Source organism: Streptomyces sp. NPDC025793 (assembly GCF_055558375.1).
Window position 1 is genome coordinate 36195 of record NZ_JBVHMR010000016.1, and the last position, 17157, is coordinate 53351.

Below are 17157 nucleotides of genomic sequence, written 5' to 3' on the forward strand. Positions count from 1 at the left end.
TTTGGGGAAGGTGTCATGACTGCCAACGTCGACGGAGTGCCCGGTAAATTCGCGACACTCGGGCTGACCTACGACGACGTGCTGCTGCTGCCGGGCGCGTCGGACATGGCGCCCGACGAGATCGACACCGCCTCGTACGTCTCCAGGAATGTGCGGGTCAACATCCCGCTGCTGTCCGCCGCCATGGACAAGGTGACCGAGTCCCGCATGGCGATCGCGATGGCCCGCCAGGGCGGCGTGGGCGTGCTGCACCGCAACCTCTCCATCGAGGACCAGGCCAACCAGGTCGACCTGGTGAAGCGCTCCGAGTCCGGCATGGTCACGGACCCCATCACCATCCACCCGGAGGCCACGCTCGCCGAGGCCGACGCGCTGTGTGCCAGGTTCCGCATCAGCGGCGTCCCGGTGACGGACGGCGACAAGAAGCTCCTCGGCATCGTCACCAACCGTGACATGGCCTTCGAGAGCGACCGCAGCCGCCGCGTGCACGAGGTCATGACCCCGATGCCGCTGGTCACCGGCAAGGTCGGCATCTCCGGTGCCGAGGCGATGGAGCTGCTGCGCAAGCACAAGATCGAGAAGCTGCCGCTGGTCGACGACGAGGGTGTCCTCAAGGGCCTGATCACCGTCAAGGACTTCGTCAAGGCCGAGCAGTACCCGAACGCCGCGAAGGACTCCGAGGGCCGGCTGCTGGTCGGCGCGGCGGTCGGCGTGGCCGGTGACTCCTACGAGCGCGCCCAGGCCCTGGTCGAGGCCGGTGCCGACTTCATCGTCGTGGACACCGCGCACGGCCACTCCCGGCTGGTCGGCGACATGATCGCCAAGATCAAGTCGAACGCCGCCGGCGTCGACGTCATCGGCGGCAACGTCGCCACCCGCGACGGCGCCCAGGCGCTGGTCGACGCGGGCGCCGACGGCATCAAGGTCGGTGTCGGACCGGGCTCCATCTGCACCACGCGCGTGGTCGCCGGTGTCGGCGTCCCGCAGGTCACCGCGATCTACGAGGCCGCGCTCGCCGCCAAGGCGGCCGGTGTCCCGGTCATCGGCGACGGCGGTCTGCAGTACTCCGGCGACATCGCCAAGGCCCTGGTCGCGGGCGCCGACACGGTGATGCTCGGCTCGCTGCTCGCGGGCTGCGAGGAGTCCCCGGGCGAGCTGCTGTTCATCAACGGCAAGCAGTTCAAGTCGTACCGCGGCATGGGCTCCCTCGGTGCCATGCAGACCCGCGGCGACCGCAAGTCGTTCTCCAAGGACCGCTACTTCCAGGAGGGCGTCGCCTCCGACGAGCAGCTGATCCCCGAGGGCATCGAGGGCCAGGTGCCCTACCGCGGCCCGCTGGCCTCCGTCGTCCACCAGCTGGTCGGCGGTCTGCGCCAGTCGATGTTCTACGTCGGCGGCAGGACCGTGCCCGACCTCCAGGCGGGCGGCCGGTTCGTGCGGATCACCTCGGCGGGCCTGAAGGAGAGCCACCCGCACGACATCCAGATGACGGTCGAGGCGCCGAACTACAGCAGGAAGTGACGCACGCGTACGCGTGACGGCAGGAAAAGGGCGGCCCCGGAGCATCCGGGGCCGCCGTTGTCGTACCCGTCGGCGATACTGGGAGACGCTGAAACGCATCAGGGAAAGGCCAAGACGTGACTGAGATCGAGATCGGGCGCGGCAAGCGGGGCCGCAGGGCGTACGCCTTCGACGACATCGCCGTCGTCCCCAGCCGCCGTACGCGGGACCCGAAGGAGGTCTCGATCGCCTGGCAGATCGACGCCTACCGCTTCGAGCTGCCCTTCCTGGCCGCCCCCATGGACTCGGTCGTCTCCCCGGCCACCGCGATCCGCATCGGTGAGCTGGGCGGCCTGGGTGTCCTCAACCTCGAAGGTCTGTGGACGCGGCACGAGGACCCCCAGCCGCTGCTGGACGAGATCGCCCAGCTGCCCGCCGAGCAGGCGACGCGCCGCCTCCAGGAGATCTACGCCGCGCCGATCAAGGAGGAGCTGATCGGCGCGCGCATCAAGGAGGTGCGCGACTCGGGCGTGGTCACGGCGGCCGCGCTCTCCCCGCAGCGCACGGCCCAGTTCTCCAAGGCGGTCGTCGACGCGGGCGTGGACATCTTCGTGATCCGCGGTACGACGGTCTCGGCGGAGCACGTCTCGTCCTCGCACGAGCCGCTGAACCTGAAGCAGTTCATCTACGAGCTGGACGTCCCGGTGATCGTCGGCGGCTGCGCCACGTACACCGCGGCCCTGCACCTGATGCGCACGGGCGCGGCCGGTGTGCTGGTCGGCTTCGGCGGCGGCGCCGCGCACACCACGCGCAACGTGCTGGGCATCCAGGTCCCGATGGCCACGGCCGTCGCCGACGTGGCCGCGGCCCGCCGGGACTACATGGACGAGTCCGGCGGCCGGTACGTGCACGTGATCGCGGACGGCGGCGTCGGCTGGTCCGGCGACCTGCCCAAGGCGATCGCCTGCGGCGCCGACGCGGTGATGATGGGCTCCCCGCTGGCGCGCGGCACGGACGCGCCGGGCAAGGGCCACCACTGGGGCATGGAGGCGGTCAACGAGGAGCTGCCCCGCGGCCAGAAGGTCGATCTCGGCACGGTCGGCACGATCGAGGAGATCCTCACCGGCCCGTCCCACACCCCCGACGGCTCGATGAACTTCTTCGGCGCCCTGCGCCGCGCCATGGCCACGACCGGCTACAGCGAGCTGAAGGAGTTCCAGCGGGTCGAGGTCACCGTCGCGGACAGCCAGCACCGCCGCTGACCCGTACGACGCCGCGGGGCCCCGTCCACCGGTGCGGTGGGGGTCCCGCACGGCCCGTCAGCGACACCGGCGGGCGTTGAGCCGGGCGGCCTGGCGTGTCAGGTGGTCGCGCTCGGCGAGGTGGGGTGCCTTGTGGGCCGCCTCGGCGTACAGCCGTGCCGCCGTCGCCAGGTCGCCGTCGCGCTCGTGGAGGTACGCCGCCACCGCGGTGTGGCGGGGCAGTGAGTCGTCCAGCTCGGCGAGCGCCGCGAGGCCGGCGCGCGGTCCGTCGGCCTCGCCGACGGCGACCGCGCGGTTGAGCCGGACGACCGGGCTGTCGGTGAGGCGCGCGAGCTCGTCGTACCACTCGACGATCTGCACCCAGTCGGTCTCCTGCGCGGTGGGCGCGTCCGCGTGGAGTGCGGCGACGGCGGCCTGGGCCTGGAACTCGCCCAGCCGGTCGCGGGCGAGGGCCGTCTGCAGGATCTCGACGCCCTCGGCGATCAGCGCGGTGTCCCACCGGCCGCGGTCCTGCTCCGCGAGCGGTACGAGGCCGCCGTCGGGCGCGGTCCGCGCGGCGCGCCGCGCGTGGTGGAGCAGCATCAGGGCCAGCAGCCCCGCCGCCTCGGGGTGGTCGACCTGGGCCGCGAGCTGCCGGGTGAGCCGGATGGCCTCCGCGGCGAGGTCGACGTCGCCGGAGTAGCCCTCGTTGAAGACCAGGTAGAGGACGCGCAGCACGGTGGCCACGTCACCGGGCTGGTCGAGGCGCACGCCGGAGACGGTGCGCTTGGCCCGGCTGATGCGCTGCGCCATGGTCGCCTCGGGCACCAGATAGGCCTGGGCGATCTGGCGGGTGGTCAGCCCGCCGACGGCACGCAGCGTGAGCGCGACGGCGGACGACGGTGTCAGCGAGGGGTGGGCGCAGAGGAAGTAGAGCTGGAGCGTGTCGTCGGCCGCGGACGCGGGACCGGTGGCCGGTTCCGCGTCGACGAGGTCCTCACGCCGGCGGCGCGCGGTGTCCGCGCGGGTCGCGTCGAGGAACCGGCGCCAGGCCACGGTGACCAGCCAGCCCTTCGGATCGCGCGGCGGCTCGGCCGGCCAGACGCGGACCGCCTCGACCAGCGCGTCCTGTACGGCGTCCTCGGCCGCCGCGAAGTCGGCTCCGCGGCGGACGAGGACGGCGAGCACGCTCGGCGTGAGGCTCCTCAGCAGGGCCTCGTTCACGAGTGAAAGCACTCCGTGATGGTGGGCGACGCGGTCAGGAACGGGCGCACCTCCAGCCACTCGTGGATCGGCTTCCCGCCCGCACCCGGGGCGGCCGACAGCTCCCCGGCCAGCTCGACGGCGCGCTCGTCGCTGTCGACGTCGATCACCATCCAGCCGGCGATCAGGTCCTTGGTCTCGGCGAACGGGCCGTCGGTGACCGGCGGGCGCCCCTCGCCGTCGTACCGGACCCAGGCCCCTTCGGGGGCGAGCGCCTGGCCGTCGATGAACTCGCCGCTCTTCTCCAGCCGGGCCGCGAAGTCGTTCATGTACTGCACGTGCGCCGAGATCTCCTCCGGCGTCCACCGGTCCATCGGCACGTCGTTGACCGCGGCCGGGGCGCCGCGGTAGTGCTTCAGCAGCAGGTACTTGGCCATCGTGTCTCTCCTCGCCTGGTGCGATCCATTGTGGTCGCGTTCACCCCGGGGACGGAGCCGGACGCGGGTTCTCGACATCGTCGGCCGATATTTCTCCGGAGAGCGATTCCGCCCGCTCAGAGCCGGTGCGCCGCCCCCGTCGGCGTGGCGCCGCGGGTGTCCAGGAGGAGCTGGGCCTTCACCGACAGGCCTTGCAGGTCGTATGTGCGGTGCTGCTGGAGCAGGATCGTCAGGTCGGCTTCGGCGGCCGCCTCGTAGAGCGAGTCCGCGCGCGGGACCGGGCGGTCCAGGACGTTCCACGCGGCCACGTACGGGTCGTGGTAGCTCACCGAGGCGCCCATCTCCATCAGCCGGATCGCGACCTCCTGGGCCGGTGTGCCCTGGAGGTCGGCGAGGTCGGCCTTGTAGGTGACGCCGAGCAGCAGCACGCGCGCGCCCCGGGCGGACTTGCCGTACTCGTTGAGGAGGGTGGCGGCGCGCTGGACGACGTAGCGCGGCATGCGGTGGTTGACCTGCTGGGCCAGTTCCACGATGCGCAGCGTGCGGGTGGCGTGGCCGGTGAGGTCCTGCGGGACGCCGTGCCCGCCGACGCCGGGGCCGGGGCGGAAGGCCTGGAAGCCGAAGGGCTTGGTCTCCGCGCAGCGGATGACGTCCCACAGGTCGACGCCGAGCTCGTAGCAGAGGACGGCCATCTCGTTGACGAGCGCGATGTTGACGTGCCGGAAGTTGGTCTCCAGCAGTTGTACGGTCTCCGCCTCGCGCAGCCCGCGCGCGCGGACGACCTTGTCGGTGAGCCGGCCGTAGAAGGCGGCGGCCGACTCGGTGCAGGCGGGGGTGAGGCCGCCGATGACCTTGGGGGTGCCGGCGGGGGTGTGGTCGCGGTTGCCGGGGTCGACGCGGCTGGGCGCGTAGGCGAGGTGGAAGTCGCGCCCGGCGCGCAGCCCCGAGCCCTTCTCCAGCAGCGGCCGCAGGAAGTTCTCCGTCGTGCCGGGCAGGACGGGGGACTCCAGGATGACGGTGGTGTGCGGGCGCAGCCGTTCGGCCAGGGTGCGGGCGGCCGCCTCCACCTGGCCGAGGTCGAGCCCGCCGTCGGCGTCGCGCGGGGTCGGCGCGCAGATCACGGCGGTGCGCACCCGGCCGAGCTGGGCGGCGTCGGTGCCGGGCCGGAAGCCCGCGGCGTGCATGCGGCGCAGCTCGGCCGGGCTGAGCGAGCCCGCCTCGGGGCCCGTGGCGTAGCCGATGGTGGAGATGCCGGCGGCGACGGCGGCCTGGGCGAGCGGCAAGCCGTAGGGACCGAGTCCGATGACGGCGAGGTCTGCGGGCATTGGCGTGAGCCGTCCTTCCCAGTAGCCGAAGCGGGACAGGTGCGCAACCGCTGTGGACAGCCTGAGCGGGCACGATGTCAGCCTAGGTAGAGATATGACCGTTATGTGTGATTGTGTTCGTGTGTCTTCCGAGGGTTGTGCGTGAGTTGTCCACAGCGTGGAAGCCCGTGGTGGCTGAAGCCGGGCAAGCCGGTCAGAATTTGGGCATGAGGAGGGGATGAACCGGGCTTCGCCCACCGGGTGCGGCCGACGCGAGCGAGTGCGACAGCGGGAGGCAGCGGTGAGGACAGCGACTCTGGGCCCTGAGCAGCGCGCCGAGGCACTGGCGGCGATGGCGGAGCGCGAGCTGGACGTGCTGGTGGTCGGCGGTGGAGTCGTCGGTGCCGGTACGGCGCTGGACGCTGTCACGCGCGGTCTGTCCACCGGTCTCGTCGAGGCCCGCGACTGGGCGTCCGGCACCTCCAGCCGGTCCAGCAAGCTCATCCACGGCGGCCTGCGCTACCTGGAGATGCTCGACTTCGCCCTCGTACGGGAGGCGTTGAAGGAGCGCGGGCTGCTGCTGGAGCGGCTCGCCCCGCACCTGGTCAAGCCGGTGCCGTTCCTCTACCCGTTGCAGCACAAGGGCTGGGAGCGGCTCTACGCCGGCTCGGGCGTGGCCCTGTACGACGCGATGTCCATGGCGCGCGGACACGGCCGGGGCCTGCCCCTGCACCGGCATCTGACCCGCCGTCACGCCCTGCGCGTCGCCCCCTGCCTGAAGAAGGACGCGCTGGTCGGCGCCCTGCAGTACTACGACGCCCAGGTGGACGACGCCCGCTTCGTGGCCACCCTGGTGCGCACCGCCGCGTCCTTCGGCGCGAAGGTGGCCAACCGCGCGCGCGTGACCGGGTTCCTGCGCGAGGGCGACCGGGTCGTCGGCGCGCGGCTGCGGGACGTCGAGGGCGGCGGGGAGTACGAGATCCGCGCCAAACAGATCGTCAACGCGACGGGCGTGTGGACCGACGACACCCAGGCCATGGTGGGCGAGCGCGGCCAGTTCCACGTCCGCGCCTCCAAGGGCATCCACCTCGTCGTGCCCAAGGACCGCATCCACTCCACCAGCGGCCTGATCCTGCGCACCGAGAAGTCCGTCCTCTTCGTCATCCCCTGGGGCCGGCACTGGATCATCGGCACCACCGACACCGACTGGGACCTCGACAAGGCCCATCCGGCCGCGTCCAGCGCCGACATCGACTACCTGCTGGAGCACGTCAACTCCGTGCTGGCGGTCCCGCTCGGCCGCGACGACGTCCAGGGCGTGTACGCGGGCCTGCGCCCGCTGCTCGCCGGGGAGTCGGACGCCACGAGCAAGCTGTCCCGCGAGCACACGGTCGCCCATCCGGCGCCGGGGCTCGTGGTCGTCGCGGGCGGCAAGTACACCACCTACCGCGTGATGGCCAAGGACGCCGTCGACGAGGCGGTGCACGGCCTGGACATGCGCGTCGCCGACTGCGTGACCGAGGAGACCCCGCTGCTGGGCGCCGAGGGGTACCAGGCGCTGTGGAACGCACGCGCGCGCATCGCCGCCCGCACCGGAGTGCACGTGGCCCGCGTCGAGCATCTGCTGAACCGGTACGGCTCGCTGGCCGAGGAGGTCCTGGACCTCGTCGCCGCCGACCCCGCGCTGGGCGCGCCGTTGACCGGTGCCGACGACCATCTGCGCGCCGAGGTGGTCTACGCCGCCTCCCACGAGGGCGCCCGGCACCTGGACGACGTCCTCACCCGCCGTACCCGCATCTCCACCGAGACCTTCGACCGGGGCACGCGCTGCGCGCGCGAGGCGGCCGAGCTGATGGCGCCGGTCCTCGGCTGGGACAAGGGCCAGGTCGAGAGAGAGGTCGAGCACTACGAGAAGCGGGTGGAGGCCGAGCGCGAGTCCCAGCTCCAGCCCGACGACCTGACGGCGGACGCGGCCCGGCTGGGGGCGCCGGACATCGTGCCGCTGTAGCCGCGTCAGACCCTGAAGCGGTGTCAGGGTCCCGGTTCCTCCCCTCTTGCAACCCCTCATCCCGATAAGCGGAACAGCTGCTTCAGGTAGGCCCCTGGGCGACGGGCACTTGTCGGGTGAGAGACAATGGAGGCTCTGTCAGGGCGGGTTGCATGAGGGGACGCATGTCGGAGGCGGAGCGGGCGGGCACTTCTCGTCAGGAGACTCGTCAGGACAAGAGCGAGCGTCGTCTCCTCGCCGGGCGGTACCGGCTGGGAGATGTGCTGGGCCGCGGCGGCATGGGCACCGTGTGGCGGGCCGAGGACGAGACCCTGGGCCGGACGGTGGCCGTCAAGGAGCTGCGGTTCCCGTCGAACATCGACGAGGAGGAGAAGCGGCGTCTGATCACGCGCACCCTGCGCGAGGCCAAGGCGATCGCCCGGATCCGCAACAACAGCGCGGTGACGGTCTTCGACGTCGTCGACGAGGACGACCGGCCCTGGATCGTCATGGAGTTGGTGGAGGGCAAGTCCCTCGCCGAGGTCATCCGCGAGGACGGTCTGCTGGAGCCGAAGCGCGCCGCCGAGGTCGGGCTCGCCGTCCTCGACGTGCTGCGCTCGGCGCACCGCGAGGGCATCCTGCACCGGGACGTGAAGCCGTCCAACGTGCTCATCGCCGAGGACGGCCGGGTCGTGCTCACCGACTTCGGCATCGCCCAGGTCGAGGGCGACCCGTCCATCACCTCCACCGGCATGCTCGTCGGCGCCCCCTCCTACATCTCCCCGGAGCGTGCCCGCGGCCACAAGCCGGGCCCGGCGGCCGACCTGTGGTCCCTCGGCGGCCTGCTGTACGCGGCGGTGGAGGGCACTCCGCCGTACGACAAGGGTTCGGCGATCGCCACGCTCACCGCGGTGATGACCGAGCCGCTGGAGGAGCCCAAGAACGCGGGCCCGCTGCGGGACGTCATCTACGGCCTGCTCACCAAGGACCCGGCCAAGCGGCTCGACGACGCGGGCGCCCGCTCCGAGTTCAACAAGGTGATCCGCGCGCCCGAGCCGGAGCCGATGGACGCCACCCGGGTGGTTCCGCTGCCGCCGCAGCCCGGACCGGCCGGGGGTCGACGGAGCGAGGAGGCCGCGGACAAGCTGCGCGGCGCGCTGCGGTCGGTCCGCAAGGCGGCGGGCGCCGCCTCGGCCGCGGCCGCGACGCGGGCGAAGAGCGGCGGCGACCCGAGCGCGCCCCCCGCGGGCGGCGGCCCGGCGGCCGCGAGCGGCACGGCCGCTACGAGCGGTACGCGTGGTGCGAGCGGGTCGGGGGGTGGCGCGCGTACGACCGGTTCCGCGGGCGCGGCCGGTCCTGTCGCCGGCGCAAACCGACCCGGCGCCTCCGGCTCCGGACGGCCCGGTGGGCCTGCGGAGGGTGGCGCACGGCGGACCGGTACGGCCCCGTCCGCCGCGGGCGGGCCGAACTCCGGTGCGAGCAAGCCGAGTTCGGGCTGGCCGGTAATGCCGCCGCCGGACCTGGACCTGCCGCCGCGGCCGGTGCCGAGGGCGCCGCTGACCGACGTGGTGCCCCGGCGCACGCTGGTGATCATCGCCGTGGTGGTCGCCCTCGCCGTGCTCGGCACCGTGCTCGCCTTCGCCCTCAGCGGCGGCGACAGCAACGACAACGGCAGCGGGGCCAGGGCGGCGAGCGCGAGCGCGTCCACCAAGGAGGACCGTGGCACGGGCGGCGCCGCGCGGGCGAAGGGGTCGAGCCCGTCGTCCGCCGGCGGCACGCCGTCGGGCGACCGGTCCGGCGGCGGCGCGAGCGCGTCCGCCGCCGGCTCCGGCTCGTCCGCCGCGAAGGGCGGCGGCAGCGCGCCGGCGGTGTCGACCCGCAAGGGCGGCCAGGGCTACTCGATCGGGCTGCCCAAGGGCTGGTCGTACGGGTCCAGCGACAGCGCCGGCGACCGCTACACCGGCCCCGACGGACAGAAGCTGCTCGTCGCGTGGACGACCACGCCCAAGGACGACCCGGTGGCGGACTGGAAGAACCAGGAGCGCTACATGGTGCGTTCCCAGTACCACAAGGTCCGCATAGAGAAGGTGGACTACCGCAACTGGAACACGGCCGACTGGGAGTTCACGTACGTCGACGGCGCCAAGTACCACACCATCGACCGGGGATTCGTCGTCAACGGCAGTCTCGGCTACGGGCTGATGTACACCGCGAAGGACGCGGACTGGGACAGCGCTCTGCGCGAGGACACCTGGAAGACGCTGACGGCGTCCTTCACACCCAAGTCGTAATCACCGTACGGCGGTTTGGGGCGTCACAATCCGGTATCCGCTCAATGCGGGTTGCCTCCGGCACGTATCGTGAATGGTTGCGGACCGTACGCAGCCGTATGAGTGTGCGAAACGGGGCGCGAGGCGAACGGATGTGACCAACCGGGCGGCCGGGGGAGGCAACGTGGACGACTACGCGGGTCGGGTGCTCGCCGACCGCTACCGCCTGCCGCTGCCGCCCTCCGACGAGTACGAACTCACCGAGACCCGCGCCTTCGACACCTACAGCGGGCAGGAAGTCCTCGTCCGGCAGGTGCCGTTGCCGGAGGTCGTCGAGGCCGAGGTGCTCGACGCGGAGGGACTGCCCGAGGGGTTCACGGCGCGCGAGCGCGGGGCCCGGCGGACGGCGCCGGATGCCCGTACGGCCACCCGCCGGCCCGCCGACCCGGCCGTACGGCGCGCCGTCGAGGCCGCGCAGGCGGCCGCCCGCATCCCCGACCATCCCCGGCTGGACCAGGTCTTCGACGTGTTCGCAGAGGGCGGGTCGCTGTGGATCGTCAGCGAGTGGGTCGCGGCGCGCCCGCTGTCCGCGTTCCTCGCCGAGCAGCCGCTGTCGCCGTACCGGGCGGCCGAGGTCGCCTCCGACGTGCTCATGGCACTGCGGGTGCTGCACGCCCATGGCTGGGTGCATCGCAACATCACGGCCCGTACGGTGCTCGTCTGCGACGACGGCCGCGTGATGCTGACCGGCCTCGCGGTCGGCGCGGCGGAGGAGGCGCTGAGCGGGTACGACCCGGTACCGAGCCTTGACGACGCACCGAACGAGGGAATTCCCGGGACGCCGGGCGGGCCGGAAACGGCGGGACCTGTGGGTCTGGTGGGTCCGGCGGGCCTGGAGCGCGTCGAGCCGGAGGCCGGGACGGCGTCCACCGGCGGCCCCGGCGGCCCGGGCGGCGGTCGCGTGGGTGGGCCTGCGGGGCGGGGTGGGGGTGCGTTCGCCGGAGGGTGGGCGGCGGCTGCCGGTGCGGACGGTGCCGACGGCGCGTTCGGCGGTGGGCGGGGAGTCGCCGCCTCTTCCGGTGGCCCGGCGGGCGGTGTTCCGTCCGCCGACGTCGACCCCGAGGCCGCGCGCCGGGCGGCGATCCGGGCGAGGGCGGCCGGCGGCCTGCCGGGCGCCGACGGGACGTCGGGCGGCGCCGATACGCCAGGACCGCGGGCCCTGGAGAGCGGAGCGAGCGGTACGGGCGGGGCCGACATCCGGGCCGCTCGCGCCGGAGCCATCGCCGCGTATCGCGCGGGCGCGCGCGCCGCCGCCCGGGTGCAGGAGTCCCGGCAGACCGGACGCCCCGCACTGCCCGGCGCCCGCCCGCCCGTCGAGGGCAGCACCTACGGCGCCGACCCGACACTCCCCGCCCCGGGAGCAAACCCCCACGGCGGCCACGGGCTGTCCTCGGACGGACGGCGCCCCTCGGCCATGCCGGGCCAGAACCCTGTCGTCCCCGGCCAGAACCCCGCCGCACTCGGCCGGAACCCGCTCGTCCCCGGCCAGAACTCCGCCGTACCGGGCCAGAGCCCGCTCGCACCCGGTCAGGGCCCTGTCAGCCCCGGCCAGGCCCCCGCTGTCCCGGGCCGGAACGCAGCCGCGCCCGGTCAGAGCCCGCTGGCCCCCGGCCGGGACCCGTTCGTCCCCGGCCAGAACTCCGCCGTACCGGGCCAGAGCCCGCTCGCACCCGGTCAGGGCCCTGTCAGCCCCGGCCAGGCCCCCGCTGTCCCGGGCCGGAACGCAGCCGCGCCCGGTCAGAGCCCGCTGGCCCCCGGCCGGGACCCGTTCGTCCCCGGCCAGGCCCCCGCTGTCCCCGGCCAGAGCCCGCTCGCCCCCGGCCAGAACCCACATGCCCCCAACCGGCCCCCCGCCGCCCCCGAGCAGCTCTCCTCCCCCCGCTCCGGCGTCGATGCCGCCCGTCAGGTTCTGCCCTCGCAGTCCGCCGGTGCCTCTCGCTGGGATGAGTCTGGTGTTCTGGCCGGGCCTCCGCGTGGGCCCGTGACCGCTCTGGCGGCCGAGAGGGCGCGGCAGGTGCGGATGACGGTGGTCGGGCCGGTGACCGAGCGGTGGGCGCCGGAGCAGGCCGGGCCCGTGCACGAGAACTGGCAGCTGGCGGCGCCGATCGGGCCCGCGACCGACCTGTGGGCGCTCGGGGCGTTGCTGTTCCGGGCGGTGCAGGGGCATGCGCCGTACCCGGAGGAGTCGACGGCGGAGCTGGTGCAGCTCGTGTGCGCCGAGCCGCCCGCCTTCGCCGAGGAGTGCGGCCCGCTGCGGCCGGTCGTGGAGTCGTTGCTCCGGCAGGATCCGACCGAGCGACTCGACTTCGAGGAACTGGGCGGCTGGCTGCGGTCGTTGGTGCGGTCCGCGCCCGAACCCGACGCCGGTACGCGCGTGGTGACCGTGCCGCCCAGCGACCCGCGCCGGCTGCCGATCGTCCGGCGCCGCGGCGAGCTGGTGCGGCTGCGGCGCCGGCGCTCCCGTGCGGCGGAGGCCTCGCCGCACGGCCGGCACAAGCGGTCCTCGGAGCGGGCCGGGGGCGAGGCGCGTTCGCCGCGCGGTCTCGGCCGGACCCTGCTTGTACTGATCCTGCTCCTGCTGGCCGGCGCGATCGCGTACGCGATGCTGTTCCTGCCCAAGCAGGGGCACGACGGAGCGGCCGGCGGCGACCGGACCGGCAGCGCGGGGGAGGCGAGCCCCGCGCCCTCGCACGACCCGCAGCCCTCCGCCCCACAGCCCTCCTCCGGGCAGTCCGCGGACGCCGGTCCCTCCGGGTCCGCGCCCGCCACCCAGACCCAGACCGGGGGCGATCCGAGCGTCGCCGACGGATTCACTCTGCGCACCGACCCCGGCGGCTTCAAGATCGCCGTCGCCAAGGGCTGGGGCCGCACCCCGAAGAACGGCAGCGGGGAGGTCGTGTACGGGCAGGGGAACTTCGAGTTGATCGTCGTACCCGGAAGGGACAGCGCGGCGGCCTACGGCAGTGACCCGATGGCGTACCAGCGGGACAAGGAGAGCGAGCTGCAGCCGTACCGGGACTCCAGCTGGGCCACGGCCACCGGGCTGCGGACCATCGAGGTGGGCGGACGGACCATGGCCGAGGGGCAGTTCACCTGGACCGACGGGCAGGGGCGCGACCTGTTCGTGCGCAACATGGCGATCCTGCTGAACGGCCGCTACCACATCATCCAGGTCCGTGGCCCGGAGTCCGAGCGGGACCAGGTGACCCGGTTGTACGAGCAGGCCACCGAGACGTACACCTACACCGGTTGAGCGCCACGGGCACCGGTTGAGCGCGCCGGGTAACCGGCGGGAAGCGCCTGGGCAGGCGACAAGCGTCACAGTGCTGTCACCTTGGTACCCCGCTGGTTCCCTGCGGGCGGGCCGGTCCTTAGTCTGAGCCTGTCAAGAGCATTGCGGGGCAACGTGAATCAGATGCAGGGCCTGCTCATAGCGGGCCGCTACCGGCTCGCCGATTCCATCGGCAGCGGCGGCATGGGCCGGGTGTGGCGCGCCCACGACGAGGTGCTGCACCGGACGGTCGCCGTCAAGGAGTTGACGGCGGCCCTCTACGTCTCGGACAGCGACCGGGCCGTGCTGCTCGCCCGTACCCGGGCCGAGGCCCGGGCCGCCGCGCGCATCAACCACTCCGCCGTCGTCACCGTGCACGACGTCCTCGAACACGACGGCCGCCCGTGGATCGTCATGGAGCTGGTCGAGGGCAACTCGCTGGCCGACGAGGTCAAGGAGCGCGGCCGCGTGGAGCCGCGGGAGGCCGCGCGGATCGGCCTGTGGGTACTGCGGGCGCTGCGCGCCGCGCACTCCGCCGGTGTGCTGCACCGGGACGTCAAGCCGGGCAACGTACTCCTCGGCAAGGACGGCCGGGTCCTGCTCACCGACTTCGGCATCGCCCAGATCGAGGGCGACTCCACCATCACCCGCACCGGAGAGGTCGTCGGCTCGGTCGACTATCTCGCGCCGGAGCGGGTGCGCGGCCACGACCCGGGCCCGTCCTCGGACCTGTGGGCGCTCGGCGCCACGCTGTACACGGCGGTCGAGGGCCGCTCGCCCTTCCGCCGCACCTCACCGCTGAGCACCATGCAGGCCGTGGTCGAGGAGGAGGCCGCCGAGACGCGCCACGCCGGTGCGCTCGGTCCCGTCATATCCGCCCTGCTGCGCAAGGAGCCCGACCGGCGGCCGGGCGCCGAGGAGGCGGAGCAACTGCTCGCCGAGGCGGCGGAGGGCCGCCGCCCCGACGCGGCGCAGGCCTTCGTCCCGACCCAGAACTCCGGCCTGCACACCAGCAGCGCCTCCGCGGGCTACGGCCCCGGCACCTCCGGGACCGGTTACGGCACCGGCGCGACCGTCCCCGGCTACGGCGACCCGGCCGCGCCGGGCGCCGCCCGCTCGATGACCGGACCGACGGCCGTGGCACCCGCCCCGCGCGGACCGGCGGGATCGGCCGCGGGCCCCGCGGGCCGCGGCGGCGCGGGACGGGGCCGTCCCCGGCGCCGGCTGCGCACCCTCGCCCTCGTCGTCGCGGCGGCCGCCGTGCTCGGCGGCGGCGCGGCGGTCGCCGTCCAGGAGTGGGGCGCGGCGGCGAGCAGCACCGGGTCGAGCGGCGGCGCGGGCCCGGCCACCGACCCCTCCGCGAGCGCCGCGAGCTCGCAGGACCCCGACGGCACGATCCCGGCCGACTGGGAGACCCACCACGACCCGCTCGGCTTCAGCCTCACCCTGCCCAAGGGCTGGAAGCGGAAGGTCTACGAGATCCAGGGCAATCTCAAGCAGATCGACTACAGCCCGGACGACGGCAAGCACTTCGTGCGCATCGCCATCGACGGCTCCCCGGACTTCGCCACGCCCCTTCTGCACCAGAAGGACCTGGAGACACAGCTCCAGCGGCTGGTGGACTACAAAAAAGTGCAGATGAAAGGGAACATCTACCGCGACCGCCCGGGCGCGCTGTGGGAGTACACCTGGAACGCGCTGAAGAAGGACCCGCCCTACGTCGCCGGACCGCGGCACGCCATCGAGGAGACGTACTACTCCCGTTCGGGCGTCGAGTACGCCATCTACATGTCGACGCCGGCCGAGGACTGGGCGCGGACCAGCAGGCAGTTCACGTGGGTGCTCCAGGGCTGGCAGGAACCGGGCAACAGCTGACGGACGCTCAGGAGCGCCGAGGGCGCCCGATGCGGCCGACGCGGCTGATACGGCCGAAAACCGCTGGTCGATCGGTACTGCTTGGCTGATCGGTGTCCCGGAGCGCGCGGGTCCGGTGCGGCATGATGGGGCGCATGGGGACCGAGGGCGCCGACTTCCGGGTGATCGCGGGCCGTTACCGTCTGGAGGCACGCATCGGGCGCGGCGGCATGGGCGTCGTGTGGCGGGCGAGCGACGAGTTGCTGGGGCGCCGGGTCGCGGTCAAGGAGATCCTCGCGGACGACGCGCTCCCGGACGACGACACGCGGCGCCGCCAGGACCGTACGTTCCGCGAGGCGCGGGCGGTCGCCCAGTTGCGGCATCCGCACATCATCGTCGTGCACGACGTCGTGGAGCAGGACGAACGACCGTATCTGGTCATGGAGTTGGTCGAGGGCGGCTCGCTCGCCGACCGGATCGCCCGGCGCGGCCCGGTCGACGCCGCCGAGGCCGCGCGCATCGGCGTCGCCCTGCTCAGCGCGGTGCGCGCGGCGCACGAGGCGGGGGTGCTGCACCGGGACATCAAGCCCGCGAACGTGCTGATCGAGTCGGGCACCGGCCGGGTCGTGCTCACCGACTTCGGCATCGCGCAGGTCGCGGGCGCCACCACGCTCACCGAGACGGGCTCCTTCGTCGGCTCGCCCGAGTACACCGCGCCCGAGCGGATGTCGGGGGTGCGCACCGGGCCGGAGTCCGACCTGTGGTCGCTGGGCGCGCTGCTGTGCACGGCGCTCAGCGGCGAGTCGCCGTTCCGGCGCGACTCGATCGGCGGCATCCTGCACGCCGTCGTCGCCGCCGAGATCCGGCCACCCGCCGAGGCCGAGCCGCTGCTGCCCGTCGTACGGGGGCTGCTGGAGCGCGACCCGGACCGGCGGCTCGGCGCGGCCGACGCCGAGGACATGCTGCGGACGTACCTGGAGACGGGACGGACGCCGGACGCACCGGGCGCGGCCGCTGCGGCGGGCGGGGCGCGCGGTCACCGGACCGGCGGGGGGCGTACGGCGCGGCCGGGCGCGGGCGGCCGTACGGGACATCGCACGGGGAGCCGTACGGCCGGGGCGGTGGCGCCCTACTCGCCGACCCGGCCGGACGTGCCGCGCTCGCCCGCCGCCCCCGCTCCGTCGGCCGTCCCGCCGCCCCGGACCGCCACCCGTGGGGTGCTGATCGCGGCGGTGCTCGTCGCCGCGCTGGCCGGAGCCGGCGTGTCGGCCGCCCTGCTGCTGCACGGGGACGACGCCGGAGGGGGCGGCAGCCCCGGCGGTACGGCGACGTCCCCGGCGACCGGAACGGGCAGTACCGGCACCCGTCCGCCCTCGACCTCACCCTCGCCCCCCTCGCCGACCGCCTCGCCGGGGCCGACGCGCACCGACTCCCGTACCGCGCCCTCCGGCTACCGCACGGCCCGGGACCCGGCCGGCTACTCCCTCGCCGTACCGGAGGACTTCACCCGCAGCCCGCAGGGCGAGCGCGTCTTCTACCTCTCGCCGGGCGGGACCTTCCGCCTCGGCATCCGGGTCGGCGCGGCCCGGCCGGGCGGCCCGCAGGCGGCGATGGAGCGGTCGGCGGCCGACGGCCCCCACACGAACCCCGGTTACCACGACGGCCGGGTCACCCGCGCCGTGCACGCGGGACACCCGGCCGCGCTCTGGGAGTTCAGCTGGGACGGCTTCAGCGCGGCGGAGGGCCCGCGGCACACCTACGACCTGTGCTGGGAGGAGTCCGGGCGGCTGTACGACGTGTGGGTGTCGGCGCCGGTCGGCAAGGTGCGGGAGGCGCGGGAGTACTTCGACGTGGCGCTGGACACCTTCTCGGTCACGGCTTCGTGACCGGATTCCGACCCCTGTGGATCCGGCGCTGGAACGTGCGGCCACCGAGCGGGAGTTGGTGGTACCGGCGGACTTCGTGGGCGGCGGCGGTGCCGTGGAGGTGCGCACCGCGCCTCGCGGATTCACCCCGCACCGGTGGACCGA

General features: G+C 73.8%; 10 protein-coding genes. 7 read left to right on the forward strand and 3 right to left on the reverse strand.

The window, feature by feature from the left end:
- The first annotated feature begins 15 nt into the window (after positions 1–15).
- Positions 16–1521 (forward strand): IMP dehydrogenase, encoded by a 1506-nt coding sequence (guaB, locus tag ACZ4MF_RS27665; protein WP_467494594.1) that lies wholly within the window; start codon positions 16–18, stop codon positions 1519–1521.
- Positions 1522–1637: 116 nt separating this feature from the next.
- Entirely contained in the window at positions 1638–2762 is a 1125-nt protein-coding gene (locus ACZ4MF_RS27670) for a GuaB3 family IMP dehydrogenase-related protein (protein ID WP_356033467.1), read from the forward strand.
- 57 nt (positions 2763–2819) lie between these two features.
- On the opposite strand, the gene ACZ4MF_RS27675 is transcribed toward ACZ4MF_RS27670, so the two are convergent.
- From ACZ4MF_RS27675 to ACZ4MF_RS27685, 3 genes are all read right to left on the reverse strand, one after another.
- On the reverse strand, positions 2820–3965 hold the full coding sequence (locus ACZ4MF_RS27675; RefSeq protein ID WP_467494732.1) for an RNA polymerase sigma factor: 1146 nt from the start codon (positions 3963–3965) through the stop codon (positions 2820–2822).
- A complete protein-coding gene (locus ACZ4MF_RS27680; RefSeq protein ID WP_467494595.1) occupies positions 3962–4381 on the reverse strand; it encodes a YciI family protein in 420 nt (139 codons plus the stop codon). Before ACZ4MF_RS27680 ends, ACZ4MF_RS27675 begins: the two co-directional genes overlap by 4 nt.
- Positions 4382–4497: 116 nt before the next feature.
- Complete coding sequence (locus ACZ4MF_RS27685) at positions 4498–5706, reverse strand: nucleotide sugar dehydrogenase (protein WP_376291044.1); 1209 nt, start codon at positions 5704–5706, stop codon at positions 4498–4500.
- 280 nt (positions 5707–5986) lie between these two features.
- Here ACZ4MF_RS27685 and ACZ4MF_RS27690 point away from each other — a divergent pair, with 280 nt between their 5' ends.
- From ACZ4MF_RS27690 to ACZ4MF_RS27710, 5 genes are all read left to right on the forward strand, one after another.
- On the forward strand, positions 5987–7693 hold the full coding sequence (locus ACZ4MF_RS27690) for a glycerol-3-phosphate dehydrogenase/oxidase (protein WP_467494596.1): 1707 nt from the start codon (positions 5987–5989) through the stop codon (positions 7691–7693).
- A 164-nt stretch (positions 7694–7857) separates the two neighbouring features.
- On the forward strand, positions 7858–9963 hold the full coding sequence (locus ACZ4MF_RS27695; RefSeq protein WP_467494597.1) for a serine/threonine-protein kinase: 2106 nt from the start codon (positions 7858–7860) through the stop codon (positions 9961–9963).
- 163 nt (positions 9964–10126) lie between these two features.
- Positions 10127–13255, forward strand: a complete 3129-nt coding sequence (locus ACZ4MF_RS27700) for a protein kinase (protein WP_467494598.1) — start codon at positions 10127–10129, stop codon at positions 13253–13255.
- 162 nt (positions 13256–13417) lie between these two features.
- Complete coding sequence (locus ACZ4MF_RS27705) at positions 13418–15148, forward strand: serine/threonine-protein kinase (RefSeq protein WP_467494599.1); 1731 nt, start codon at positions 13418–13420, stop codon at positions 15146–15148.
- Between the two features lie 134 nt (positions 15149–15282).
- Entirely contained in the window at positions 15283–17013 is a 1731-nt protein-coding gene (locus ACZ4MF_RS27710) for a serine/threonine-protein kinase (RefSeq protein WP_467494600.1), read from the forward strand.
- Positions 17014–17157: the final 144 nt, after the last annotated feature.